General features: G+C 61.9%; 17 protein-coding genes. 5 read left to right on the top strand and 12 right to left on the bottom strand.

The annotated features are described in order from the left end of the window. Nucleotides 1-13: 13 nt before the first annotated feature. The 5 genes from NUW13_08840 to NUW13_08820 all read left to right on the top strand — a co-directional run bounded on the left by NUW13_08840 (nt 14) and on the right by NUW13_08820 (nt 6,217). Nucleotides 14-574, top strand: a complete 561-nt coding sequence (locus NUW13_08840) for a DUF4252 domain-containing protein (GenBank protein MCR4439133.1) — start codon at nt 14-16, stop codon at nt 572-574. A gap of 406 nt (nt 575-980) precedes the next feature. Then, entirely contained in the window at nt 981-1,868 is an 888-nt protein-coding gene (locus tag NUW13_08835; GenBank protein MCR4439132.1) for a NotI family restriction endonuclease, read from the top strand. A gap of 560 nt (nt 1,869-2,428) precedes the next feature. Beyond that, the gene (locus NUW13_08830; GenBank protein ID MCR4439131.1) at nt 2,429-3,211 is read left to right on the top strand and encodes an outer membrane lipoprotein-sorting protein; all 783 of its coding nucleotides are present in this window, start codon (nt 2,429-2,431) and stop codon (nt 3,209-3,211) included. 264 nt (nt 3,212-3,475) lie between these two features. Further along, nucleotides 3,476-4,582 (top strand): NAD/NADP octopine/nopaline dehydrogenase family protein, encoded by a 1,107-nt coding sequence (locus NUW13_08825; protein ID MCR4439130.1) that lies wholly within the window; start codon nt 3,476-3,478, stop codon nt 4,580-4,582. Nucleotides 4,583-4,585: 3 nt separating this feature from the next. Further along, nucleotides 4,586-6,217 carry a cobalamin B12-binding domain-containing protein gene (locus NUW13_08820; GenBank protein MCR4439129.1) on the top strand — a complete coding sequence of 544 codons (1,632 nt, stop codon included), beginning with the start codon at nt 4,586-4,588 and terminating at the stop codon, nt 6,215-6,217. Nucleotides 6,218-6,248: 31 nt separating this feature from the next. On the opposite strand, the gene nhaC is transcribed toward NUW13_08820, so the two are convergent. The 12 genes from nhaC to NUW13_08760 form a co-directional block, all read right to left on the bottom strand. After that, on the bottom strand, nt 6,249-7,673 hold the full coding sequence (nhaC, locus tag NUW13_08815; protein ID MCR4439128.1) for a Na+/H+ antiporter NhaC: 1,425 nt from the start codon (nt 7,671-7,673) through the stop codon (nt 6,249-6,251). A gap of 89 nt (nt 7,674-7,762) precedes the next feature. Next, complete coding sequence (locus NUW13_08810; protein ID MCR4439127.1) at nt 7,763-9,220, bottom strand: insulinase family protein; 1,458 nt, start codon at nt 9,218-9,220, stop codon at nt 7,763-7,765. 42 nt (nt 9,221-9,262) lie between these two features. Further along, nucleotides 9,263-10,777 (bottom strand): insulinase family protein, encoded by a 1,515-nt coding sequence (locus NUW13_08805; GenBank protein ID MCR4439126.1) that lies wholly within the window; start codon nt 10,775-10,777, stop codon nt 9,263-9,265. 79 nt (nt 10,778-10,856) lie between these two features. Then, entirely contained in the window at nt 10,857-12,713 is a 1,857-nt protein-coding gene (locus tag NUW13_08800; protein MCR4439125.1) for a DUF1080 domain-containing protein, read from the bottom strand. Between the two features lie 38 nt (nt 12,714-12,751). Further along, complete coding sequence (locus NUW13_08795) at nt 12,752-13,579, bottom strand: sugar phosphate isomerase/epimerase (GenBank protein MCR4439124.1); 828 nt, start codon at nt 13,577-13,579, stop codon at nt 12,752-12,754. A 57-nt stretch (nt 13,580-13,636) separates the two neighbouring features. After that, nucleotides 13,637-14,887 (bottom strand): Gfo/Idh/MocA family oxidoreductase, encoded by a 1,251-nt coding sequence (locus NUW13_08790; GenBank protein ID MCR4439123.1) that lies wholly within the window; start codon nt 14,885-14,887, stop codon nt 13,637-13,639. Between the two features lie 27 nt (nt 14,888-14,914). Then, nucleotides 14,915-16,126 (bottom strand): MFS transporter, encoded by a 1,212-nt coding sequence (locus NUW13_08785; protein ID MCR4439122.1) that lies wholly within the window; start codon nt 16,124-16,126, stop codon nt 14,915-14,917. Between the two features lie 39 nt (nt 16,127-16,165). Next, entirely contained in the window at nt 16,166-17,767 is a 1,602-nt protein-coding gene (locus tag NUW13_08780) for a Gfo/Idh/MocA family oxidoreductase (GenBank protein ID MCR4439121.1), read from the bottom strand. 17 nt (nt 17,768-17,784) lie between these two features. After that, nucleotides 17,785-18,306 carry a DoxX family membrane protein gene (locus NUW13_08775; protein ID MCR4439120.1) on the bottom strand — a complete coding sequence of 174 codons (522 nt, stop codon included), beginning with the start codon at nt 18,304-18,306 and terminating at the stop codon, nt 17,785-17,787. Between the two features lie 289 nt (nt 18,307-18,595). After that, on the bottom strand, nt 18,596-20,056 hold the full coding sequence (locus tag NUW13_08770) for a pyridoxal-dependent decarboxylase (protein ID MCR4439119.1): 1,461 nt from the start codon (nt 20,054-20,056) through the stop codon (nt 18,596-18,598). A 25-nt stretch (nt 20,057-20,081) separates the two neighbouring features. After that, nucleotides 20,082-21,746, bottom strand: a complete 1,665-nt coding sequence (locus tag NUW13_08765) for a solute:sodium symporter family transporter (GenBank protein ID MCR4439118.1) — start codon at nt 21,744-21,746, stop codon at nt 20,082-20,084. A gap of 369 nt (nt 21,747-22,115) precedes the next feature. Beyond that, nucleotides 22,116-23,591: a rhamnulokinase gene (locus NUW13_08760; GenBank protein ID MCR4439117.1), complete on the bottom strand. Its 1,476-nt coding sequence runs from the start codon at nt 23,589-23,591 to the stop codon at nt 22,116-22,118. Nucleotides 23,592-23,618: the final 27 nt, after the last annotated feature.

Below are 23,618 nucleotides of genomic sequence, written 5' to 3'. Positions count from 1 at the left end.
GCGGGAGGAGCGCATGAGCATAGTCCGCAGAGGCCTGCTGCTCCTGGTGGCGGCAATTGCCGTGGCCGGGTGCGCAGACGTCGATCGCAATTTCCGCCATGTGCGCGACACGGTCCTGCGCGCCTCCGGGGCAAAAGAGGTAAAGACGGTGTTCCAGCTCAGCTTGGGGCCGGGTTCCATGTGGCTGACCGGAGCCGTCGCCAACGTGGCTGCCCACGGAGATGAAGCCGCGGCCCTGCTGCTGGACATCCGCAGCGTGCAGGTGGGCCTCTATCAACTGCGCGAATGCGGCGAGCAGGCCGGGATGATACCCAAGTCAGTGGAGCGAAGCCTGACCAGGCGAGGCTATGAGCCGATTGTCAAGGTCAAAGGCCGGAAAGAGGCGACGATGGTGCTTGCGCATCTGCGCAAAGAGCGTATCGATGCCCTTTTCGTCATTGCCGCGGATGGCGAGGAGCTGGTGCTGGTGGAAGTGCGCGGACGCCTGGAGAGGGTGCTGGAAGAAGCAGTACGCAGCCGTGGCTTGGCTGCCAAGGGGGTAGCCTCGCGAGTTGGCGCAAGCGCTGCGTTGTGACGCCCGGCATGCGTTGCGCCTCCTGCGCCCGCCGTGGCGAAGCGAACCGTCCGGCGCCCTAATCTGCGAATTTCTCTGGATGAAATGGGTGGGTAGCAAGAACGCGGTGGCCTTTCTCCTCTGGCGAGCAGGAGAAAGGCCATCTGTTCAAATGAAGGCAAGATGCGCTGGTGCGGCAGGTTGACCCACCGAGATAGAAGCGAGGCTGGCTCTCGCTTCGGGCATCCGTAACTTTCCTTGCAGCCGCATGTGGCCCTCCAGACGGCTGCCCTCCGAGTCTGGCAGAGCCGCCGTAGCAATCCTCGGGAAAAATCGTTTGACTTTTTCCCCGCATAGGCCTATATTTCAATTGAAGGTTTGTTTATATGCCCACGCTGGGAAGTGAGATGATTAGGAAGGACCTACCATGAATCGTGGTGGACAGCCACTGGCAGAGGTCTTTGGTTACCTGATTGAGGACCAAACCGAGACAGCCAGGCGATACCGCTCCCTTCGTCTCTGCCCTTTCAGCAACAAGGTGCTGAATTGCACAAAAGACAAGGCAAAGAACCCTCTCGGTGTGTGCAGCATCTATCATGACAACGATCCTGTCATTACCTGTCCCATCCGATTTCGTCAGGACTGGATTATAGCCGACCATGCTGCAGCTTTCTTTTTGGGGGAGGGAACACAGTGGACTTCTCTGACTGAGGTTCGTTTAAATGATGCTCATGGCAAGTCTGCGGGAAACATTGACGTGGTTCTTGTCGCATATGACGATAGTGGCAAGGTTATTGACTTCGGTGCCCTTGAGATTCAAGCAGTCTATATTTTCGGCAACGTCCGTGAACCATTCGAGTATTACATGGGCAATCCACAAAGCAGGGCTTCTATGGATTGGTCTGGCGAGCCGAACTATCCTCGTCCCGATTACCTTTCATCTTCTCGAAAAAGACTTGTTCCTCAGCTTGTTTACAAGGGTGGAATCTTGCACAGTTGGAAAAAGAAAATAGCCGTGGCGTTGAACAAAAGTTTCTTTGCCACTTTACCCGCTCTGAAACGGGTTCCGAAAAGTGGTGCGGATATTGCGTGGCTCATCTATGATTGGGAGCTGAGCGTGGAAGAGCGGCATGGGGTAGGGCGATATTATCTGACGAAGGTGGATGAGGTTTTTACTGAATTTGAGCCTGCCCTGCTTGCCATCACCACCCCGTCGCCCGGGAGGATGGAGGATTTCATCAAGTTGCTTCAGGAAAAACTCGACGAGCACTTGGAAACGCCTCCAACGAATCAAACTATCGAGAGGCCGTTTTAACCATGGGGACGCAGAGGCAACTCCCGTTATTGCCTGAATATTCTGACGAGATGGTACTACTCCGCCCGGTGAATGTCGCATCCGTTCCCCAGCGAAGTCCTTTCCGCTATCCCGGTGGAAAGAAGGCCGGCAAACGACTCTATAAACATCACGAGCTTGATCACGAGCGTCTCTTCACGATCTGTGAGTCGCTCGTGGGCGATTTTTTGATGACTTATGACGAAGCGGAAGAAGTAAAAGAAATGGCACGACGGCACATGGATTTCAGATGCGCTTGATTCCGATGAAAAACACCCATCACGCGACAATGAGGGGGCTGGTCATCGGGAGAGACTTGTCGGGGTTGGATGAGTTGCCCGCCATACGCGAACCCAAAGCCAGGTATAATGTTGGCAGGCGCAAGAAAGCAACGTCCTAGCCCTCCGCCCCAGCAGAGTGCTCCCCCGACTCCTTTCGCTCGCCTCGGCAGCAGGGGCTGAGCTCGGTGCCGTTGAGGTCATGATTTTCCCGCTGCCGGGCTGAGCCCCGGCGCATGATTCTCACCTAACGCGGAGTGAACCATGAGGAACCGCAGCCTGATGATTACTGCCGCCCTGGGGTTGTGCATAGCAATCGCCGGTGTGGCCACGGCGATCGACTGGGCAGGCTTGGTCAAGGAGGCCCGCGCTCGTCACGAGCGGTTGCAGGCCGAGATCAAGGACCTGACCCTCCAGCAGGTGATGGAGACCATCACCGAACAGGGGAAGATACAGTCGCAGATGACGATCTACACCAAGGGTGACAAGTCCCGTGCCGAGGTGCAGACAGAGCTCGCGCCGGGTATGGGTAAGATGGAGAATATCGTCATCGGCGATGGCAAGGACTATTGGCTGGTCTCCCCCATGATGGGCACGCAGAAGGTGCCCAGGGAGGAGGGCGAGAAGTACGCCAGCGACTGGGAATGGTGGGATCGGGTAACCAGCGATGCGCGCGTGGTAGGGGAGGAGAAGGTGAACGGCCGCAGTTGCTATGCGGTGCAAGGTACACCCAAGGAAGGTTCGCCCTTCTCAAAACTGTGGATTGACAAGGATGCCTTTCTCCTGGTCAAGGCCGAGGGAAAGGCCGAGGGAATGGAAAAGCCGATGAGCGTGCAGTGCTCTGACTTCCGCGCCGTGCACAAAGACTTTGAGATCCCCTTCCGCACGGATGTCTATATCGAAGGCAAGCTGGCGAGTACCACGCGCGTGACCTCGGCAAAGGTCAATACCGGCCTGGCGGATGACCTGTTTGACCCCAAGAAAGCGAAGCCCAAGGGCCCCAGCATGAAGGACATGATGAAGATGATGGAGCGCCAACAGCCTTAGTCGTACCGCCCTCCACGGACGCAGCAGGCGGGGACAACACGCTGGTCTTTCGCCGAGGGGGCACAGGACTTCAGGGGAGAAGGGGAGCCTACTGGCTCTTCGCGACGAGGTATTCTGCCGTCGGTTGATTGAGCCGCCCTCTTGGCCTGGAACGCAGGTCGGCAAATGGCCGAGGAAGGAAGCGCCTCACGAGAAGAGGAGGGGATGAAAATGAATTGCAGCGCCACCGACATGGACAGCCGGCGCCGGGCCTACCTGAAGGCCATGCTCGCCAAGGACCCCAAGGAGCTCAAGTTCTGCGTGCTGGGCGCAGGTCATGGAGGACTGGCCATGGCTGGCCACTTGGGCATCATGGGGTTCCAGGTCAACCTCTTCAACCGTGGAAGGCGGCGCATTCAGCCGGTCCAGGAGCGGGGCGGTATCAGGTTGGAGGGCGAAGTCAAAGGGTTCGGCAAGGTGGCTGTCGCCTCCAGCGATATCGCCGAGTGCCTGGAGGGGGTGGATGTGCTGATGGTCGTGGTGCCGGCCACCGGTCATCGCTACATGGCAGAAGTCTGCGCGTCACACATCAAACCCCACCAGATCGTCGTGCTCAACCCAGGGCGCACCGGCGGCGCCTTGGAGTTCCATCACGTGTTGCGCCAGCATGGCGTCGCTGAGCTGCCGTTCATTGCCGAGGCCCAGACGTTCCTTTATGCCTCCCGCGCACTCGGGCCAGCACATGCCAAGATCTTTTCTGTCAAGGCAGCCGTGCCCGTGGCCACGCTCCCCGCTTACTGGATCCCCGGTGTACTGAAGGTCATCAACCGCGCCTTTCCGCAATTTGTGCCCGGCGACAATGTCTTCAAAACAAGTTTCGACAACATCGGCGCGGTCTTTCATCCAGCTTTGACTGTGCTGAATGCTGCCTGGATCGAGGAGACGCACGGCGACTTTGAATACTACGTGCAAGGCGCAAGCAGGTCGGTCACGCGCGTGTTGGAACGCATTGACAAGGAACGGCTGGATGTGGCTGCAGCCCTGGGCATTCGCGCCATGAGCGCGCGCAACTGGTTGTACACCGCGTACAGCGCCACTGGGGAAAACCTCTACGAAGCCATGCACGACAACCCGGGTTATGTGGGCATCAAAGCGCCTGATCGCCTCCATCACCGCTACATCGACGAGGACGTGCCGATGAGCCTGGTGCCCATCGCTTCCATCGGCGAAATGCTGAAGGTGGAGACGCCGACGATCAAGGCCATCATCCATCTTTCCTCGCTGATGCGGGGAGTGGACTTTTGGAAGAAGGGCAGAACAGTCGATTCGCTCGGCTTGCGGGGCAAGTCGGTCAAAGAGATTCGCCTGCTGGCGGTGAGCGGGGAGGTGTGAACGATGGCACGACGGACGATGATCGCCGGGGCTTTGGGCGGGTGCGTGCACGTGGCAGGCGTCCTGTCTTTCCTCAGGATTGCCGAGCGCCACGGCTACGACACGCATTTCCTTGGCGCTGCGGTAGGGGTGGAGCGCCTGGAGCAGGCGATCGACCAACACCAGCCCGAGGCGATTGCGGTGAGCTATCGCTTGACGGCAGAGACCTTGGAACCCATTCTCGCTTCGTTGCGGCAGCTCATTGCCCGGCGCGGCTGGCAGGACAAGGTCTGGCTGTTCGGCGGCACGCCTCCGGCGGCAGAGGTGGCACGGCGCAGCGGCCTTTTTGCCGCCGTCTTTGGCGACGCCACCAGCGAGGAGGTGGAGGCCTTTTTCGCCAAGAGGAGCCAGACAATCGCCCCGGCGCAGCCCCCGCAGACCCTGATGGCGCGCGTTGCCGCTGCCGCGCCTTCGCCGATACTGCGGCACCACTTTGGGCTGCCCGACCTCAGCGCCACCATCGCCGGAGCACGCCAGCTTGCCATGGCGGGCGCCATTGACGTCTTGTCCATCGCGCCAGACCAGAACGCTCAGGAGTGCTTCTTTCGCCAGGAGGAGATGCGACCGGAGCTGGATGGCGCCGGCGGAGTACCACTGCGATCGCCGGCCGACCTGCGCGCCATCTACGAAGCGACCCGCCGCGGCAACTACCCGCTGCTGCGCTGCTACGCCGGCACCCGCGACCTGGTGCGCTGGGCGGAGATGCTCGCCGAGACCATCAACGTCGCTTGGGGCGCGGTGCCACTCTTCTGGTACAATGTGCTGGACGGCCGCTCTGACCGGGCTCTGCCTGAGGCCATCCGCGAGAACCAGGAGGCTATGCGCTGGTACGCCAGTCATGGCATCCCCCTGGAAGTGAACGAAGCGCACCACTGGAGCCTGCGCGAGGCGCCGGACAGCGTGGCCGTGGCAGCCGCATTCTTGGCGGCCTACAATGCCAAGAGGAGCGGGGCCCGCCATTATGTGGCGCAGTACATGTTCAATACCCCGGCGCGCACCTCTGCGCCCATGGACCTTGCCAAGATGCTGGCCAAGGTGGCTCTCATCGAATCGCTGCACGACGATGGCTTCGTAAGCGTCCGCCAGACGCGCACCGGGCTGGCGAGCATGAGCACGGCAGCCGATGTGGCAAAAGGCCAACTGGCCGCGTCAACCTTCTACCAGCTGGCCTTAGAGCCGCACATCGTGCACGTGGTGGCTTTCTGTGAGGGCCATCATGCGGCCACCCCAGAGGAGATTATCGAGAGCGCGGCGATTGTGCGCGGCGTGATCCAAAACCATAGCTTGGGCGCGCTGCCAGTGGCGGAGTCCCATCTGGTCAGCGAGCGGAAGGAGCAACTCCTGGCCGATGCCAAGCTCCTGCTCGAGGCAATCCGCGCCCTCCCTGCACACCACGTGGACGATCCGTGGTCTGAGCCGGAGAACCTGGCGCGGGCAGTGCAAGTGGGCATTCTCGATGCCCCCCATCTCTGCGGCAACCCCCATGCGGCAGGCAAGGTGGCCACGCAGATGAAGAACGGCGCCTGCGTGGCCATAGACTTGGCCACAGGCCATGAACTCACCGAGAAAGAGAGGTTGCAGCGCCTGGGCTTTTGACCCCCCTGGCGGCGGGGTGAGGCCGAAAGCCTCAGCTCCCCACCTGCGTTTCGTCCTCCCGTATCTTGGGCGCCATCGTCAAGCCGGTGAAGCCGAACACCACCAGGATCAGCACTGCCGCATAGTTTTGCACCGCCCACGGCAGGTACTGAAAGGGCGACACCCCGATGGTGCCGGTGACGTACACCCCTGCCATGCTCCACGGGATGAGCGGTACGATGATGGCCCCGCACTCCTCGACGAGCCGCGACAGGTTCTTTGCCGCCAAGCCCTTCTGGCGGTACACGGGGGCAAGTAGTTCGGCAGGGACGATCATGGACAGGTAGGAACTGCCGGTCACCATGGCCGTCAGAATGGCGCTGGCCGCAGTGGTTGCCACCAGGCTCCACACGCGCTCGGTGAGGCTCTTGATGTGGTCAAAGATCACCTGCAGCAGCCCAGTGCGCTGCATGATGCCGCCGAAGCTGAAGGCCGTGAAGGCCACCAGTTGCACCCCCATCATGCTCATCATGCCACCACGTGAGATGAGTCTGTCCACCTCTGCTACGCCCGTGGCCGACTTGTAGCCGGTGTCCATGGCCTGCGCAACCTCGGGCACCGAGGCACCCTGGAAGATGACCGCCAATGCGCCGGCTACCAAAGCGGAAAACAGCATGCCCGGCAGCACAGGCTTCTTTGTTGCCGCAAAATAAAAGACCACGACCAGAGGGAGTAACAGCAGCACATGGAAGCAAAAGTGCTGGCGCAGCGTCTCCATGATCAGCCGCATCGTCTCCGATTCGGCGGTGGTGGTGCCATAGCGCAGGCCGACGACGAAATAGACGACAAAGCCCAGCAACCAGGCCGGCACTGCCGAATACATCATGTGCTTGATGTGGTCGAAGAGGTTGGAGGCAGCCACTGCCGGCGCCAAATTGGTGACGTCGGAGAAGGGCGACATCTTGTCACCAAAATACGCGCCTGCGACAATGGCACCGGCTGCTGGTCCCGCCGGAATGCCTTGGGCCGTGGCGATGCCCATGAACGCCACGCCCAGCGTGCCGATCGTGCCCCAGGAGGTCCCCGTCGCCAGTGAGGTGACGCTACACACAAAGCAGGCGGTGACGAGAAAGACCTTGGGCGAAATGAGCTTGAGGCCGTAGTAGATGATCATCGGGATCGTGCCGGCGGCAATCCACGAGCCGATGAGGATGCCCACGCAAATCATGATGAGCATGGCGGGCAGCGCCTTGTGGATGCTTTCCACAATCCCCTTCTGCATGTCCTCCCACCGGAAGCGCAGGACCATGCCGAGCAGGCCGGTGAGCAGTGCGGCAGCGATGAGCAGCACCTGGGGGACGATGTGGTAGATCCCGTAGCCAATGACCAGCAAAGCCATCATCGCCAGGATGGGAATGAGCGCGACAAAAAGTGGCGGACGACGTTCTCCCCCGTGTGGCTGGTTCTTGCGTTCCATGGATAGGCTGCTCCCGTTGGTCAGCGGTCAGGTAGGCAATAGGACAAGGGGACGGCCGGCCAGGGCCGTCCCCTGTGCACTTGGCTATTCTACAGGCCGGTGAGAGGGTCAGGCAGCTTCATCTCGGTGATGCGGCCCAGCTGGTCTAAGGTGCCGGGATGTTTCTCGTCCCCTTTCTTGCACGCCTCGATGTCGCCCACCACCATGATGGTCATCTCGTCCGGCTTGATGTACTTCTTGGCCACGCGCAGAACATCTTCCTTGGTCACCGTTCGGATCTTGGCGCAGTAGGTGTCGAAATAGTCGAGCGGGAAGCCGTCGTACTCCAAAGAGGCAAAGGTGCTCATCGTGCCGATGGCTGTGGAGAACCGGTCTGGGAAGCTGTCCAGGAAGTAGTTTTTGGCCGTTTCCATCTCCTCGTCGCTCACAGGCTCCCGCCGGATCCGTTCGAACTCCTTGAGGATGAGGGAAATTGCGTAGTACACGGTCTGGGACTTGGTCTGTACATAGCCATAGAACGTGCCGGGGAAGAGATGTTCGTTGGCGAAACGCGACCCAGTGTTGTAGGCCAGGCCCTCATCAGAGCGCACCTTGCTGGTGATGCGCGAGGTGAAGCTGCCGGCGCCAAGAATAAAGTTCATCACGTTGATGGCAAAGATGTCCGGGTTGGTGTCCTTGATGCCAAAGTGCCCGACGTTCACATACCCCTGGTTGATCTGTTTCTGGATCATGAAGACGCCGGGACGATTCTTGGCGGCTACTTCCGGAATGCGGGGGATGGTCACCGGACGGCGCTGCCAGCCGGCAAAGGCCTGTTCTAACTTCTGCAGCATCTCCTGGCGTTGAAAGTCCCCTGCCACCGCCAGTATGATGTTGTTCGGGGCAAAGTAGGCGGAATGAAAAGCCATCAGGTCTTGCCGGGTGATTCCTTCGATCGAGGTCTTCGTCTCCTCCCAGACCAGGGGGTGGTTGCCGTAGAGCAGCTTGCGGAACTCCGTCTCCAAGACGGCACGCGGCTGGTCGTTCTTGGTCTTCAGTGCCTCGATGGCCTTGTCCTTGTAGAGCTTGATCTTTTCCTCGGCGAAAAGCGGGTTCATCAGCACGTCGGCGAACAGCTTGAGCACCTCTTCTCTGTCGCGTGCTAAGCACGACATGCTGGCGCTGCCAGAGGTGGTGCCGATCATGGTGCCGATGGAGGCGCCCAGGAAGGCGAGGCGTTCATCCAAGTCGTCGCCGCTGATGTTCTTGGTGCCGCCGGTGCGCATCACTTCGCCTGCCATGCGCGCCAGCCCCACCTTGTCCGGCGGGTCATAGAGGCTCCCTGTGCGGATGGTGGCCCGAATGTCCACTGTCGGCAAGGTGTGGTCCTCCTTGATGTAGACCACCATGCCGTTGCTGAGTACGGAGCGATAGTCCTTGGCCTTGGGGGGCTCGAAGGGCAGCGGCCGAAAGGAAAGCTGAGAGGGATGCTGCGGAATCTGGGCGGTGGCCGTCGCTATGGACAGCGCCACCACCGCAAGTATGGCAGTGATTAACAAGCGTCTCATGTGCGCTTCCTCCTGTAGGGCGATGGGCCTTCTTCGTCTTACCTACCTGGCGCGCCTGCCTTGTGGCGTGCGGGCGGCACGATAGAGAATGCCCACCGTGCGATTGTCTTTGACGAAGTAGGTTGCGGCCACGCGCATGATGTCTTCGGCCGTCACCGCCTTCATGCGCTCCAAGGATTTCTGCAGGTCGCGCCAGCCGAGGCCTAACTCGGCGCGACCGAGGCGGGCTGCCAGTGCGTAGGTGGAACGCAGACTCTGGACAAAGTTCGCCTCCGTCTGATTCTTGACCTTCTGCAGCTCGTACTCCGGCACCGGTTCCTTCTTGAGGAGCTCGCTCTCCTCGTACAGGGCCTGCTCCACCTCCTCAGGAGTATGGCCCGCCTCTGACTTTGGGCGGCCGCTGAAGGAGTATTGGCCGTCGTACATCATGCCGCCGCCGGAAGCGGACGCCTCCACGGCAATCCCTTTTTCCTTGACGAGCTTCTTGTAGAGCCGCCCGGTGGTGCCGTTCATGAGCCCGCTTATCACGCGGAAGACTTCCGCGTCCGGGTGCCCGGCTGGCGGCACGTGGTACATGATGGTCACCGAAGGAGGGGCCTCGGCCTCGCCGTAGAGGCGCTTTTCGCAGTACTGCTTGGGCTCCGTGGTGCGCACCGGCTCCGGGTCAGGTCCCCGCGGGATGCGACCGAAGTACTTCTCCGCTAAGGCGATGATCCCCTGGGGATTGATGTCCCCTACGTACACGGCCACGGCATTGTTCGGCACATAGTAGCGGCGATTGTACTCGATCATGTCTTGCTTGGTGAGCTTCTGCAGGTCGGCGTCCCAGCCAACCACGCTCCAGGCATAGGGGGAGGCGGCCCAGAAGGTGGCATTGAGCTGCTCGCGGAAGAAGTAGCCCGGGCTGTTCTCGCTGAGGCGCCTCTCCTCGCGCACCACCTCCTTCTCCGAGTAGAACTCGCGGAAGTAGGGGTTGAGCATGCGGTCGGACTCCAACCACATTTGCAGCTCCACCTTGTTTGACGGCAGGGTGACGTAGTACCCGGTAATCTCCTTCCCAGTGGAGGCATTGAGGCCGGTGCCACCGTTCTTCATGTACGTCTCCCACAGGTCGTCCTTGATGATGTAGCGCTTCTCGTATTTCATGAGGCTGTCGGCCTGCGCCTCCCACCACTTGATCTTGGCCTGGTCGCCGTCGCGCTTCCAGTACTTTTCGCGGTAGATGAGGTGGTAGAGGCTGTCGATCTGGCGGTTCAAGGCATCATCGGCTTGAAAGTCAGTCACGCCGATGGTGCGCGTGCCTTTGAACATCATGTGCTCGTGAAAGTGGGAAATGCCGGTGATACCCGGCCGCTCGTTGACCGAGCCGACCCGATAGTAGATGTGGCACACGACGCGTGGCACCTCGTGGCGTTCGACCATGAGGATCTTCAAGCCGTTGTCCAGCGTGTGCTCGATGACCTGATCCTCCAAGTTGAGCTCCTGGGCGTGCAGGGCCGGTGTTGCCCAGAAGAGGACAAGCACACAAGCAAGGTGCGTCACGTGTCTGCTTCGCATTAACATGAGTCTGCTCCTCCTTTGGCAAGTCCCGTTGCCGTGCTTGCGCGCAAATGCGCCAGCGGTTTTGTTCGCCATTTCACAGCTCCTTTAGCCAGATATTGCGGAACTCCACATGGGCGTCGTGCCCCAAGAAGCCGATGTGCCCCCGCTTTCTCTGCAAACCTGGGTGGGGATGGCCGTCCGGGGTGCCGGCGGCGCTCACCTGGTCCAGGTCCACGTCCACGATGGTGACACCGTTGAGCACGACCGTTATCTGGCGCCCCTGCGCCTTCACTTCCTGCACGTTCCACTCCCCGGCAGGGCGCAGATGGCCGCGCAGGGCCGGTGCTACGCCATAGATGGAGCCGTGGCACTGATACGGTTTGATGGTTGCGTACGCTGGGTGGCTATCATCCAGGATCTGCAGCTCCATGCCCTCGTAGGCGGCGTCGCCTTGCAGTGGCGCCCGGATGCCAAGACCGTTGTTAGCACCCGGCGTGAGCCGGAACTCAAAGCGCAGGATAAAGTCCTGGAACTCGTCGGCAGTGTACAGGTTGGCATGGACCCCCTTGGGGCAGACGATGGCACCGTTGCGCACGTAGTAGGCGTTCGTGGCTCCCACCCAGCCGCTGAGGTCGGTGCCGTTGAAGAGCTGGCGCCACTCCCCAGGTCGCGGTATTTCCCGGATGAAGAGGTTGCGAAAGTAGAGCTTGGTGCCGTGGCTCTGCAACTCGATCTGGCCGGCGGGGAAAATCGGCTGCGCGCGGTCCCAGTAGTTCTCCATGACCACGTTGTCCACCACGAGTTTTCCGTTCAGGAGCACGGTAACTCGCTCGCCGACCATGGTGATGTCGAAGGTGTTCCATTGCCCTACCGGGCGGTCTGCGCACACCAGCGGCTTGCTGGGATGAACCTGATTGTTGTACAGTCCCCCTGAGCCTTCCGGATGGCGGTTGGCGTCCCAGATTTGCACCTGTGGGGAGCCACGCAGGTAGATGCCGCTGTCCCCGTCGCGCTCGATTTTCCAGTCGACCAGGAGTTGAAAGTCTTCATAGTCGCGGGCAGTGCAGAGGTGGCTGCCTTTGCCGTCGAAGACCAACACGCCATCCACCACGTGCCAGTGGGCGCGCATGGTGTCGTCGGCTGCGGCTTGTGCCTGGGCCAGTTCGTCGCGGCTCATCTGCGCGCGCGTGAGCGGATTGCCCACCAGGCCCTTCCAGCCGGTGAGATCACGGGCATTGAACAGAGCGACAAAGCCTTCCGGCGGCACGTTCTGCTCCTCCGGGAGGCGACGGATTCTGATGTTGCGGTACCAGACCTCCTCGCCGTGGTGTTGGAGGGCGATGTGTCCCTGCCTTGCCAAGGCAAACCAGGGGTAGTCCTTGAACTTGCTTCCGGCGATGAGGTGCCGCAGGGAGTCGCTGGCCAGGTCATAGGCCACCACCTTCGCGCCGTTCAGCCAATGCTCCACCTTAGTGCCCTGCACCACGATGCGCGCCTGGTTGTACTTTCCCGCCGGGCGCAGACGCTTGCCCAGCGGCGCGATGAGGCCGTAGAGAGCGCCGGCGGAGGTCTTTGGTTCGCGGCCGTCGGGGTGGCGTTCGTCGTCCAACACCTGCATCTCCGGAGCAGACTGCCAGACGGCGTCGGCCTCCTCAGTCACGCGGTAGAAGATGCCGCTGTTGCCCCCGGGGGCCACCTTCCATTCCAGGACCAACTCGAAGTTGCGATAGGTCTCTTTGGTGATGATGTCCACATGCTCGCCGCCGCCGATGGTCTTCAGCGCTCCGTCTTGCACGGTCCAGCCTTCGTTGGGGAAGTTCGCGCGGTGAAAGCCTCGCCAGGCCTCCACGGAGCGCCCATCGAACAGCGTGACCCATTGGTGATTTCTGCAGGCGGCAAGGCACAGGATCGCCGCCGCGGCGCTCATCAGGCAAAGCCGATGTGCCTTCATGATAAATCCTACCTCCGCATGCTGCCGAAGGCTCAGCCTCAGCGGCAGCCCAGTTTGTTCAGATACGCAATGCTCCGCCGCACAGCCGGCGACGGATTGTCGCGCTGCTCTTCGTTCTCGTACTCGATGCACAGGTAGCCGTCGTACCCTTGGCGGCGCAGTTCGGCCACCACCGCGCGGATATTGGCCTTCCCCTGGCCGCAGGGCACGTCAGTGGCGTCGCGCCTGGCAAAGGCGTTGAGGTCCTTGAGGTGCACGTCCAGGATGCGGCCACGCAGCAGGCGCAAGGCCTCCACCGGCACCACTCCGCTGCGCAGCCAATGGCCGGTGTCGGCGCAGGCGCCCAAGTGGTGGTCGCGCTGGCGGATCTGCTCGTTGAGGGTCTCCGGGCGCGCGTATCGGGATGGCGCCGGATGATTGTGGATGGCCACGCGGATGTCATATTCCTTGGCGATGCGTTCCAGCAGTGGCAGAGCCTCGAACTCGGGCTCGGCGACTACGGTGGGAATGTGCAGCCTCTTGGCAAAGTCGAAGACCGGGCGCATACTCTCCTCGTCCCGGCCGACGTCCACCACCCCGTAGGCCACCAGGCGCAGGCCGCGCTCAGCGAGCGCCTTTTCCACCCAGTTGACCTGCTCTTCCGGCATGCGGTGGTCAAAGACCGCCCCAGGCAGGTTTGCAGCGAGCGGTTGTCCTGGGTAGGCCTGCACTGCGGACAGGCCCAGCTCTTGAATCCGGTCCAGCGCCTCGATGAAGGTGAAGGCCCGGAACGTCCAGCACTGCACGGCCAGAGGAGGCGCCGGCGTGCGGGTGGCGCACCCTACCCAGCTGGCCAGCAGCAGAGCAGCACACAGTGTTCGCGCCATGATATTCATCCTCAAGGATGCGGGTTGGTTATTGCCGCGCTAGGTGCCGAGCTTGGCCTATAGCTTGCGCGGATTCCACCTGCCTTGCGCCACCGCTGGGACGAAACTGTCCAGACCAGGCGGCGGGAAGGAGAGCGTCTTCTGTTGCTCGGCGCTCATGTAGGCAGTCATGAGCAGCTCGGTCACGCTCAGGCCGTCGTCAAAGTTCTCCATGGGCCGTTTGCCGGCCAAGAAGGACTGCACCATGTGGCGGTTTTCCGCCTCGTAGCCGTACTCGCTCTCCTCGTTGCTCACCACCGGCATCAAGCCCATCTCGGCGTTCTGCTTTTCCACCAAATCCTCGCCCTGCTCGCCTTTCACCTTTCGGCTGAAGAAGACCCGCAGCCCGGACTCGAGGGTGTTGATGGCCAGAGAATACTCCGGCCCCAGAAGCTCCATGCTCAGACGCAGCCCGGCGCCCACGTAGCACCAGGAGGTGGTGGTTTCGACAATCAGCGGCTCGCCGTGCTCGTCGTGGTACTCGATGAGCGACCTGGCAAAGTCCTCGGCAGGACGCCGGCGGTAGTCCAGCTTGCCCTCGCTATACTTCTTGAGGTGACGGACGTACTCCGGACGTTGCCACTTCAGGCAAGAGGTGTGGGCGGTCACCTTGACCGGGGTGAGCACGTTGCGCGGCGCTCCTGGCGGGGTGAGCAGGAAACGCGCCGCTTCCACGGAGTGGCACATCATGTCGTTCAGTACGCCGCCGCCCTGCAAGGTGCCCTCCCAGAACCACGGCATGTGCGGTCCGCTGTGCTCCTCGGCGGCCCGCGCCAAGTACGGCCTGCCGGCAATGGCCGCTCCGCGGGACCAGACAATCTGTTTTCCCCGTACCACGCTGGGGGAGAAAATTTGGTTTTCTAAGTAGCCGTCCAGCAGGCCGGCCTTTCTGGCTAGATCGCGCATCTTGCGTGCCTCAGCCACGGTGCGCCCCAAGGGCTTTTCGCAGGCCACGCCGATCAGCTCCCCTTGGCCCGTCTCTAAGGCATGGACGATCTCCTCCATCACCTCCAAGCGCGCATAGTTGGGGATGCAGATCCAGATGGCGTGGATGGCCGGGTCGGCCACCATGTCGGAGATGCTCTTGTACGGCTTGGCATCGCCAACGCGCAGCTTTTTGGCCAAGGAGGCCGCTGCTTGCGCAGTCCGGCGATTCTTGTCCACGATGCCTAAGATGTCGGCATCGCGTACCCCCACCCACGAGCGGATGTGGAAGCTCCCCACAAATCCTCCCCCCACGATTCCGACCCCCAGCCTGGTCACTTCCATATGCTCACCTCACTTTCTGCTTGCCTCTCAAGCCGTCGCCCGTGCCTTGCCCGCCTCCCGCTCTTCGCGGAAAAAGAGCACAAAGGCCAGGGCACACAGGATGGTCAGCACACAGGGCACCATGAACACGGCCCGCCAGTTGGTCACACCTGCCGCGGTGAACGTATCCTTTATCCAACCGGCAAAGAGACTGCCGATGAAGCGCCCCAGTCCCAAAGCGATGATGGCGATCAGACTCTGCGCCGAGGCGCGGATGTCGTTAGGTGCCACCTTGTCCACGTAGATAAATGCTGCCGTGAAGAAGAAGACATAGCAGAAGCCGTGCAGGGCCAACGAGGCGATGACCAACCAGGCCGGTTTGCCGATGGCGAAGATGATGTAGCGGATCGGCCAGGCCAACGCGCCGATGGCCAGCGTGTTGCGCATGCCGTACTTTTCCAGAAAGAGGGAAAGGAGGAAGGCCATCACAAAGATTTCCGCCACCTGGGCAATGGTCATCACTGCGGAGATCGATTTGGCCGGCAGGCCAATGACCGGCGACTGCAAGAAGGGCGCGGTGAGGATGTAGTAGAACTCCAACTCCGTGGCCACCACGAAGGTGATGCTCACGAAGATCAAGAAGTTCTTGTCGCGCAGCATCTTTAGCGCCTCAAGGAAGGCGAAGGGGTTGACGCCCTCCTTCTTCGGCGGCGTGTGCGGCAGGCTAAAGGCCTGCAGTCCCATGATGAGGGAGAAGATGCCGGCCAAGAAGAGGGTGTCGCCGCGCAACATCAGGCTCTGCCCACCGTACCGCCACGCGGCCAGGAGCCACCCGGCAGCAATCCAGCCGATGGTGCCCCACACGCGAATGCGGCCGAACTCCTTCTCGGAACTCTCCAAGTTGATCATGGCAATGGAGTTGGTGATGGCCAGCGTCGGCGCATAGAGCAGGCAGTAGAGCAACATGAGGGGCAACAGGGTGCCATAGGAGGTGAGGCGCGACATGGCAAGGAGCAACACGCCGCCTGCCAACTGCAGCATGGCGATCACCTTCTCAGAGGCAAGCCAACGGTCCGCGACCTGCCCGCCAAGAAAAGGTGCCACGATGGTTGCCAGCGGCAGGACCGCATAGATCCACCCGACTTGCACACCAGTGAACCCGAGCCGGTTCATCAAATATTCCGAAAGCACCGGTGCCCATGCCCCCCAAATCGCGTACTGTAGGAACATCATGATGCCGAGTCGTGTCTTTGTCGACATAGCGCCCTCCGCTGTGCTGGCTCTTCTCGTGGCCCGCCCTCAGACAATTCTCTGCTTGACCGGGTCCCACAAGACCTTGCGCCCTTCCAGATAGGACTTGGTGGCCATGTGGCAGGTGATGGCCTCCTCGAAGCCGCGTTCGATGTTGCAACTGGGTTGCCCGCCATTGCGAATGCAGTCTAACCACTCCTTGATGTGCAGGTGTGAGACGTCCACCCGCTTGCCCTCGCGATAGGTGTACAGGAGCCCGCGCGAGGCGAAGTACTGCTCGCTGGCCGAGGTGACCGCGTCGATGCCCTTGGCGCCTGGGTGATAGGTGAACAGCGGCAGAGAGGGGTCAATGACCCCGTCCTCGATTTTTTTCTTGAAGCGCGTAGACTCATAGTCGGGGGTCACGGTGAGAACGCCGCCCACCTCCATGGCCGCGTCGTGGCCCATAAACACCTTGCCGCGATTGCGGTTGCTGGCCAGTGTGGCGCTGTAAATGAGCGTCAGGTTGCGCTCGGGATACTCAAAGACTACGTGGAAGACGTCGGGCACGTCGCGGCCGTCCTTGTAGAAGTAGATGCCGCCGGAGGCCACCGCCGAGTGCGGTATGACCAAGTCGAGGATTTGGTTGACGGCATCGTACTCGTGCGACAGCAGGTCGCCGGAGAGGCCGGTGCCATAATCGAACCAGCAGCGCCAGCGGAAGAAGCGTTCCAAGCTAAACGGCACCTTGTGCGGCGCCGGCCCCTGGAATTGCTCCCAGTCGATGGTCTGCGGGCTGCCGTCCTTGTGGATGTCGTACACCCAGGCGCCGCCCGGCGAGTTGCGATTGGTGGTGGTCTCCACCAGGGTGATGGGGCCCAAGATGCCCTTCTGCACGATCTCTCGCGCCTTGGCATGGGTGGCCTGCTGGCGGTTCTGGTGGCCGAGCTGAAAGACGATGCCGCTGCGCGTCACCGCCTCGTGCAGGCGATAGACCTCCTCCTCGGTCCGCGTCATGCACTTTTCCAAGTAGACGTGCTTGCCGGCCTGGGCGGCATCGATGGCCATCTGCGCGTGCCAGTGGTCGGGCGTGGCGATAATCACCGCGTCCACGTCCTTGCTGGCTAATAGCTCCTGGTAGTGGCGGTAGCGTTTGGCTCCTGCCAAGGGCGCGCCGGTTCCTCCTGGCCGCACCTCGTTCTTGGAGGCCGCCAAACCGCGCTCGGCGCGCACGTCGAAGACGTCGCATACTGCGGTCAGGGCGATGTTCAGGTCTTCCTGCTTGAGCCAGTCCTCCAGCCATTTGTCCAACTTGTTCTTCTCTGCGTCGCGGCGCTTTTGCTCCACCCAATCGGGGTGGGCAAAGCCTGCTGCCCGAATCAGGTCCTCGCCGCGGCCGCCGAAGCCGATGATGCCGAGGCGGATCAGCTCGCCGGCCTTCTTGCCGGTAGTCTTGGGCAGCACGGCCGGCGCCTCGCCCAGACCCAGCTCCGACAGAATCTGCGCGCGGCGGCTTTCATCCAACGACCGCTTCTTGAGCAGACCGTAAACGAAGAGCCCCAACACTGGCACCGAAGCCAGGCCCTTGAGCACCTCGCGTCTGCCAATCCCTCGACGTGCCTGGGGTGGCTGCGCCTGGTGCTCGCTTTCGCGGACGTTCTCTTCAGGCATGGAGCGTTCTCCAACTTTCACGCATGTTGTGGGTCAACGATTCGCGGCGGACCGAACAGCAATCGGTCCAGGCCTACTATCCTGCCGGTGGGGAAAAGCGCCAGTACCACCAGCGCACACAACTCGACGAGGTTCTTGTTGACGATGAGATAGCTGCCCTCGGTCGGGGAGGAGTACTTGAAGCCGACGAAGGGCGGATTGCAGAGGTAGTAGAGAAGGAGCAACACTGCGCCGGCAATAGCCGCCGGCCTGGTGAGACAGCCGACGATGAGCCCCAGCCCAATGGCGATGAGGCCGTAGATGTTCAGCCAGTCGACGAGGCGCAGCGCCGTCGGATTGGCCACGATGGAGGTGCAGAACCCGGAAAGGAAGCCCTTGGCCTCCAACAGATAGCCGGACGACGACCAGTACGGATTGAGCAGCTTGGCCAGCCCTTCGTAGAGGAAGTGCCAGCCGATGAGCATGCGCAGGGCGACCAAGGCGCCTAGCTGCCAGCCGGAGCAGGTTACCTTTTCAGACGGGGATGTCTGGGATGTCATGAGCTCCTCCTTGCTATGTGAACGACAAGAGGACGCCAGGTCCTGACCGGAAAGTGCCTGAGGCGTGTCAGCAAGGGAGAGCAGGGCATTGAGCGGCTCGCTGCGCTGTCCGGGATGGAGATTGGGGTCTGAGTTCCTCGCGTTTTCTGCACCGCATCCTCCCTCCAGGGGCGCCATTGCGCAAGGCCACCAGCCCGGGCCAGTACCGTGCGCCCTCTGGCCGACAAGATAAGGAATTTGTGGCTGGAAGTCAAGAAAAAAGATGGGGCAGTTTGGACCGATGCGGTTCCTATTCCCGCCCCACCCTCTCTGCTTCCTCCTGCACCACCCGCCACGCCAGTTCCACATCCGCCCAGGTGGTGCGCAGGTTGCCGATGGCTAAGCGCAGGGCATACACGCCACGCAGCACGGTGTGGGAGAGCATGGCCTTTCCCGTGCCGTTCACGGCGGCAAGCAGTCGCTCGTTCAGCGCATTGAGGCGCTCCTCCGGCACCCCGCGCGGCCGATAGCGAAAGACCACGGTGCTGAACGGCACCGGCGCCACCAGCTCAAAATCAGGGTGGGCAGCAATGGCCTCAGCCAAACGTTCGGCATAGGCCATGTGCTGGCGCAACGCCTGGGCGATCCCGGCAGTGCCCAGCGAGCGAATGACCATCCATAGCTTCAGGGCGCGGAAACGCCGTCCCAAGGAGACGCCATAGTCCATCAGGTTGGTCACCTGGCCCTGCTCGGCGGTGCGCAGATACTCGGGCGTGAGGCTAAAAGCCTGGCGCAGCACCTCGGGCCTGCGGCAGAAGAGCACGCTGCAGTCGATGGGAGTGAAGAGCCACTTGTGCGGGTTGACGACAATAGAGTCGGCCCTCTGCCAGCCGGTGAACAGGTAGCGCTTTTCCGGCACGATGGCGGCGGCGCCCCCGTAGGCTGCGTCCACATGCAGCCACAGGGCATGCTCGGCGCACAGCTCGGCAATTGCCGCTACCGGGTCGACGCTGGTCGTGGAGGTGGTGCCGATGGTGGCCACCACGCACAGGGGGCGATGGCCGGCGGCCTCATCGGCGCGGATGGCCTGCTCCAAGGCGCGAACATCGATGCGGTACTGGGCGTCACAGGGAATTGTGCGCAGCCACTGCTGGCCGATGCCTAAGACGATTGCCGCCTTTTCGATGGACGAGTGCGCCTGGTCGGAGGTGTACATGCACAGGCGCGGTAGGTCGCTTCTGCCACTCAGCCCCTGTTCGCGAATCGCCAAGCCGACAGCCTCGCGCGCCGCAGCCATAGCGCAGAGACTGCTCACCGAGGCGGTGTCGTTGATGACACCGCAAAAGTCCTCTGGCAGGCCGACTATCTGCCGCAGCCAGTCCAGGACAACCTGCTCCAGTTCTGTTGCCGCCGGCGAGGTCTTCCAGAGCATGGCGTTCACGTTGAGCGCCGAGGAGATGAGCTCGCCCAAGATGCCTGGACAGGAACCGGTGATGGAGAAATAGGCGAAGAAACGCGGGTGGTTCCAGTGGGTGATACCGGGCAGAACCACCCGCTCAAAGTCGGCGAGGCTGTCAGCAAACGGCTGCGGCTGTTCAGGAGGAGAGGCAGGGAGCTGTGCTTTGATTTGGCCCGGTGCGGCGCGCGACAGCACCGGATAGGAGCGCAAGTTCTCCAAATACGAGCTCACCCAGTGGAGCGTCTGCTCGGCGTGCCGCCGGAACTCCTCAGGCGACCAGTCGCCGACGCTCTCTTGAGAAGGAATGTGCATGGTGCTCCTCATCGTTCTGTGTTCGTCACCAGAAAATGGCGTACAGCGTCACCGTGAGGGCGATGACCACGGCGCCCATCAGGTACACGTGCGGGTGGTTGCGCGTGTCCAGGGAGGAAACGGGCAGCGTCACCGGCCTCTGCAGCGGCCGCGCCCGGGTGATGATGAGCATGCAGATGGCCAGCACGATGAACACCAACGCCATGTGATGAAGAAAAGCCCACGAGTTGAAAGCCGCCACTGCGCGATAAGCGCCAGGAGCAAAATTCTGCAGGCCGGGGATGTGCCAGATGAAGCGCCCGAAGCGGCAGAAGCCGTACAGCGGCAAGCCGATGAGCATGGCCGCCTTGCCTGCGGCAGGGGGCGCCTTCTTGACCACTAACCCCACCAGAAACGCGGCGACAATTCCCGGCGAGATAAAGCCCCAAATCTCTTGAATGTAGCTGAACACGCCCTTGAACTTGGAGATGATGGGCGCCCACAGGCAGGCGACCACGACAATCACCGTGGTCACCAGCCTGCCCGCGCGCACCAGGTGGCGCGCCGAAGCCTGCGGCCTGAGGTACTTGGCGTAGATGTCGATGGTGAAAATCGTCGAGGCCGAATTCAACCCGGAGTTGAAGGTGCTCATCACCGCGCCGGCAAGGGCGGCCAACATGACCCCACGAAGCTGGGGCGGCAGGAGCTTGCTGATCATGTGCGGATAAGCCTTGTCGGCCACGGTGATCTCGCTGCCGAAGAGCTGGTAAGCCATGATGCCGGGGATGACGATGATGAAGGGGATGCAGAGCTTGAGCAGCGCCGCCAACATGATGCCCTTTTGCCCCTCAGCCACACTCTTTGCCCCCAAGGTGCGTTGGCTTATGAATTGGTTGAGGCCCCAATAGAAGAGGTTGGGAATCCACAGGCCCCCGACAAAGACCGCAAGCCACGGCACATCCGGATCGTTCCAGGGGAGCACCACGTGGAGCTTGTGGGCATTGGCACTGGCAAAGCTCTGCCAGCCGTGGAAAATGTTGCCGTGCCCGAGGAAAGTCAGTCCCAAGATCGTAACCAGCGCCCCGCCGATGAGCAGCCCTGCGCCCTGGATTAGGTCGGACCACACCACCGACTTGAGCCCACCGTAGATCGTGTAGCTGCCGGCGATGATGCCGATGAGCCAGATGCCGGTGATGTTTGCCCAGTGCTCGGCGCGCGCCTGCTCCATGCCGAACCGTTGCACGAAGAGGCGCGGTATGTCGAAGATGGCGTTGAGCGCCACGGCCCCGCTGTAGAGAACCGTGGCCAACAGCACCACAACATAGGCCGCCATGATGTAGGTGGCCATGATGGTGCGCGTGGCCACATCGTAGCGGTACTCCAAGAACTCCGGCATGGTGTAGATGCCGGCCTTGAGGAAGATGGGCAGAAGCCACCACGCCACGATCACCAGGGTGATGGCTGCCATCCACTCGTAGCTGGCTATGGCCAGCCCCACGCGCCCGAAGGCAGAGCCGGCCATGCCCACAAAGTGTTCCGTGGAAATGTTCGACGCGATGAGCGAAAAGCCCACCAGGTACCAGGTCAGCTTGCGACCGGCAAGGAAATAGTCCTCAGAGGTCTGCTCGCGACGGCCGGCGTAGAGCGATACCGCCATGACCGCGCCCAAGAAGCCGGTGAAGACCACCAAATCGATCCATGTCAGTCCCATGCGCGTTCTTCCTTCGGCGAATGTCTAACAGAACCATGGACGCCAGTGACGAAGCCAGCAATCAAACCGCCTCAACCCCCTCCAGCTTCGCCACCCCTCAGCCTGCCTCGAAAGCGGCGTTGGCGCGGCTACGGCGAATAGCAGTGCGCTCCAGCCTCACTGTGGCGAAGCGCGGCTTGCTCCTTTGGGACGCGCGAGGTAGCGGTTCCTTCTGCTGCTACCCGGTGCGGGCGAGCTCTCCTCGGAGGAGCTCATTGCGGAGCAATGGCCCCGTGCCTGAGATGCGCGCCTGCCGGCGTCTCCCCCCGAGGAGCGCGATTCCGGTTGCTTACCGCTTGCCAAAGATTCCGGGCCTCCCTTGGTGCAAGGTCAGTGGAACAGCGGTGCCGCGCGGCCGTACGCCTCGTCCCAGGCTGCCCTGTGCTGAGGCCGGTACTCCTTGAGCGGGAAGGAGCGCGCAATCAGTTCGCGCGCCTCTGCAAGCGAAGCCAACTGCCCCGTGGCAATGGCCTGCACGGCGATGTTGCCCAAGGCGGTGGCCTCCACCGGTCCGGCCAACACTGGAAGCCCGGTGGCGTCGGCTGTGAACTGGTTGAGGAGCTCGTTCTGTGAGCCCCCGCCTACGATGTGCAGCACTTCCGGCTGCACGCCAGTGATGAACCTCAGCCTCTCGACCAGGAAGCGATACTTGAGGGCCAGACTTTCCAAAACGCAGCGCACGAAGCCGCCCTTGCTCTGCGGTGGTTGCTGGCCGGTCTTCAGCGCAAAGTCGCGAATGGCCGCGGGCATGTCCGGTGGATTCAGGAACGAGGCATCGTCGGGGTCCACCAGGGTGGCAAAGGGTTGGGCGTCTTTGGCCAGCGCCACCAACTCGTCGTAACTCATCGATCTGCCCGACCTTTCCCAGTCGCGTCGGCAGCGCTGCAGAAGCCACAGCCCCATGGTGTTGCGCAGGAAGCGGATCGTGCCGCCCACCCCGCCTTCGTTGGTAAAATTGCCTTGCAGGGAAAGCTCGCTGATCATCGGTTCCTGCAGCTCCACGCCCAGAAGCGACCAAGTGCCGGAGCTGAGGTAGGCCCAGGAGCCCTGGCCGGCTGGCACCGCAGCCACGGCGCTGGCGGTGTCGTGGCAGGCTGGGGCGATGACTTGCACGCGGGGCAAACCCACACGGGCTGCCACTTGCTCAGACAGCGGCGCAAGGCGGGTGCCGGGAGCAGTCAGCGGCAGGACAAGCTGGCGGGGCAGACCCAGGCGGGAGAAAAGCGCCTCTTCCCAGGTGCGCGTGCGCGCGTTGAGCATCTGCGAGGTGGAGGCAATGGTGTACTCGCAGCTCTTCTCGCCGGTCATGAAAAAGTTGAATAGGTCGGGCATGAAGAGGAGCGTGCGGGCGCGGGCCAAGACCTCAGGCTCTCTGCGTGCCGTGCACACCAACTGGAACAGGGAGTTGAACTGCATGAACTGGCTGCCGGTGAGCCGGTAGAGCTCCTCGCGCGGAATGGTGGCAAATACCTCTTCCATCACCCCTGCGGTGCGGCTGTCGCGGTAGGCGTAGGGGTCACTCAGCAGGCGATCGTCAGCATCCAACAGGCCAAAGTCCACGCCCCAGGTGTCAACCCCGATGCCAGCTAGCTCTTTGTGCCCGGCTGCAGCAGCCGCAGCGAGCCCGCGCTCGAGCTCGCCGCGCAAGTAGGCCAAATCCCAGTGGAGGTGGCCGTCGCGTGTCACCTGCCGGTTGGCAAAGCGGTGCAGTTCGGCAAGTTGGATGGAGCGCTCGTCGACTAACCCCAGCATTGCCCGTCCGCTTTCTGCGCCAAAGTCAAAGGCCAAGTATTTCCGCGCTGCCATGGTCGCTGCCTCGTGCTTGTTTGGCGA

Source organism: candidate division KSB1 bacterium (assembly GCA_024655945.1).
Classification (GTDB): Bacteria; Zhuqueibacterota; Zhuqueibacteria; order JANLFK01; family Oleimicrobiaceae; genus Oleimicrobium.
Note: the sequence above shows the minus strand (reverse complement) of the source record. Positions and strands in the feature narration are given on the sequence as shown.

Bases quoted from the DNA above. Each gene is read 5' to 3' on its own strand.
- NUW13_08825 (MCR4439130.1), top strand. From the start codon at position 3,476: ATGCTCGCCAAGGACCCCAAGGAGCTCAAGTTCTGCGTGCTGGGCGCA.
- NUW13_08800 (MCR4439125.1), bottom strand. From the start codon at position 12,713: ATGAAGGCACATCGGCTTTGCCTGATGAGCGCCGCGGCGGCGATCCTG.
- NUW13_08820 (MCR4439129.1), top strand. From the start codon at position 4,586: ATGGCACGACGGACGATGATCGCCGGGGCTTTGGGCGGGTGCGTGCAC.
- NUW13_08765 (MCR4439118.1), bottom strand. From the start codon at position 21,746: ATGGGACTGACATGGATCGATTTGGTGGTCTTCACCGGCTTCTTGGGC.
- nhaC (MCR4439128.1), bottom strand. From the start codon at position 7,673: ATGGAACGCAAGAACCAGCCACACGGGGGAGAACGTCGTCCGCCACTT.
- NUW13_08830 (MCR4439131.1), top strand. From the start codon at position 2,429: ATGAGGAACCGCAGCCTGATGATTACTGCCGCCCTGGGGTTGTGCATA.
- NUW13_08775 (MCR4439120.1), bottom strand. From the start codon at position 18,306: ATGACATCCCAGACATCCCCGTCTGAAAAGGTAACCTGCTCCGGCTGG.
- NUW13_08790 (MCR4439123.1), bottom strand. From the start codon at position 14,887: ATGGAAGTGACCAGGCTGGGGGTCGGAATCGTGGGGGGAGGATTTGTG.
- NUW13_08810 (MCR4439127.1), bottom strand. From the start codon at position 9,220: ATGAGACGCTTGTTAATCACTGCCATACTTGCGGTGGTGGCGCTGTCC.
- NUW13_08795 (MCR4439124.1), bottom strand. From the start codon at position 13,579: ATGGCGCGAACACTGTGTGCTGCTCTGCTGCTGGCCAGCTGGGTAGGG.
- NUW13_08760 (MCR4439117.1), bottom strand. From the start codon at position 23,591: ATGGCAGCGCGGAAATACTTGGCCTTTGACTTTGGCGCAGAAAGCGGA.
- NUW13_08835 (MCR4439132.1), top strand. From the start codon at position 981: ATGAATCGTGGTGGACAGCCACTGGCAGAGGTCTTTGGTTACCTGATT.
- NUW13_08785 (MCR4439122.1), bottom strand. From the start codon at position 16,126: ATGTCGACAAAGACACGACTCGGCATCATGATGTTCCTACAGTACGCG.
- NUW13_08780 (MCR4439121.1), bottom strand. From the start codon at position 17,767: ATGCCTGAAGAGAACGTCCGCGAAAGCGAGCACCAGGCGCAGCCACCC.
- NUW13_08840 (MCR4439133.1), top strand. From the start codon at position 14: ATGAGCATAGTCCGCAGAGGCCTGCTGCTCCTGGTGGCGGCAATTGCC.
- NUW13_08805 (MCR4439126.1), bottom strand. From the start codon at position 10,777: ATGCGAAGCAGACACGTGACGCACCTTGCTTGTGTGCTTGTCCTCTTC.
- NUW13_08770 (MCR4439119.1), bottom strand. From the start codon at position 20,056: ATGCACATTCCTTCTCAAGAGAGCGTCGGCGACTGGTCGCCTGAGGAG.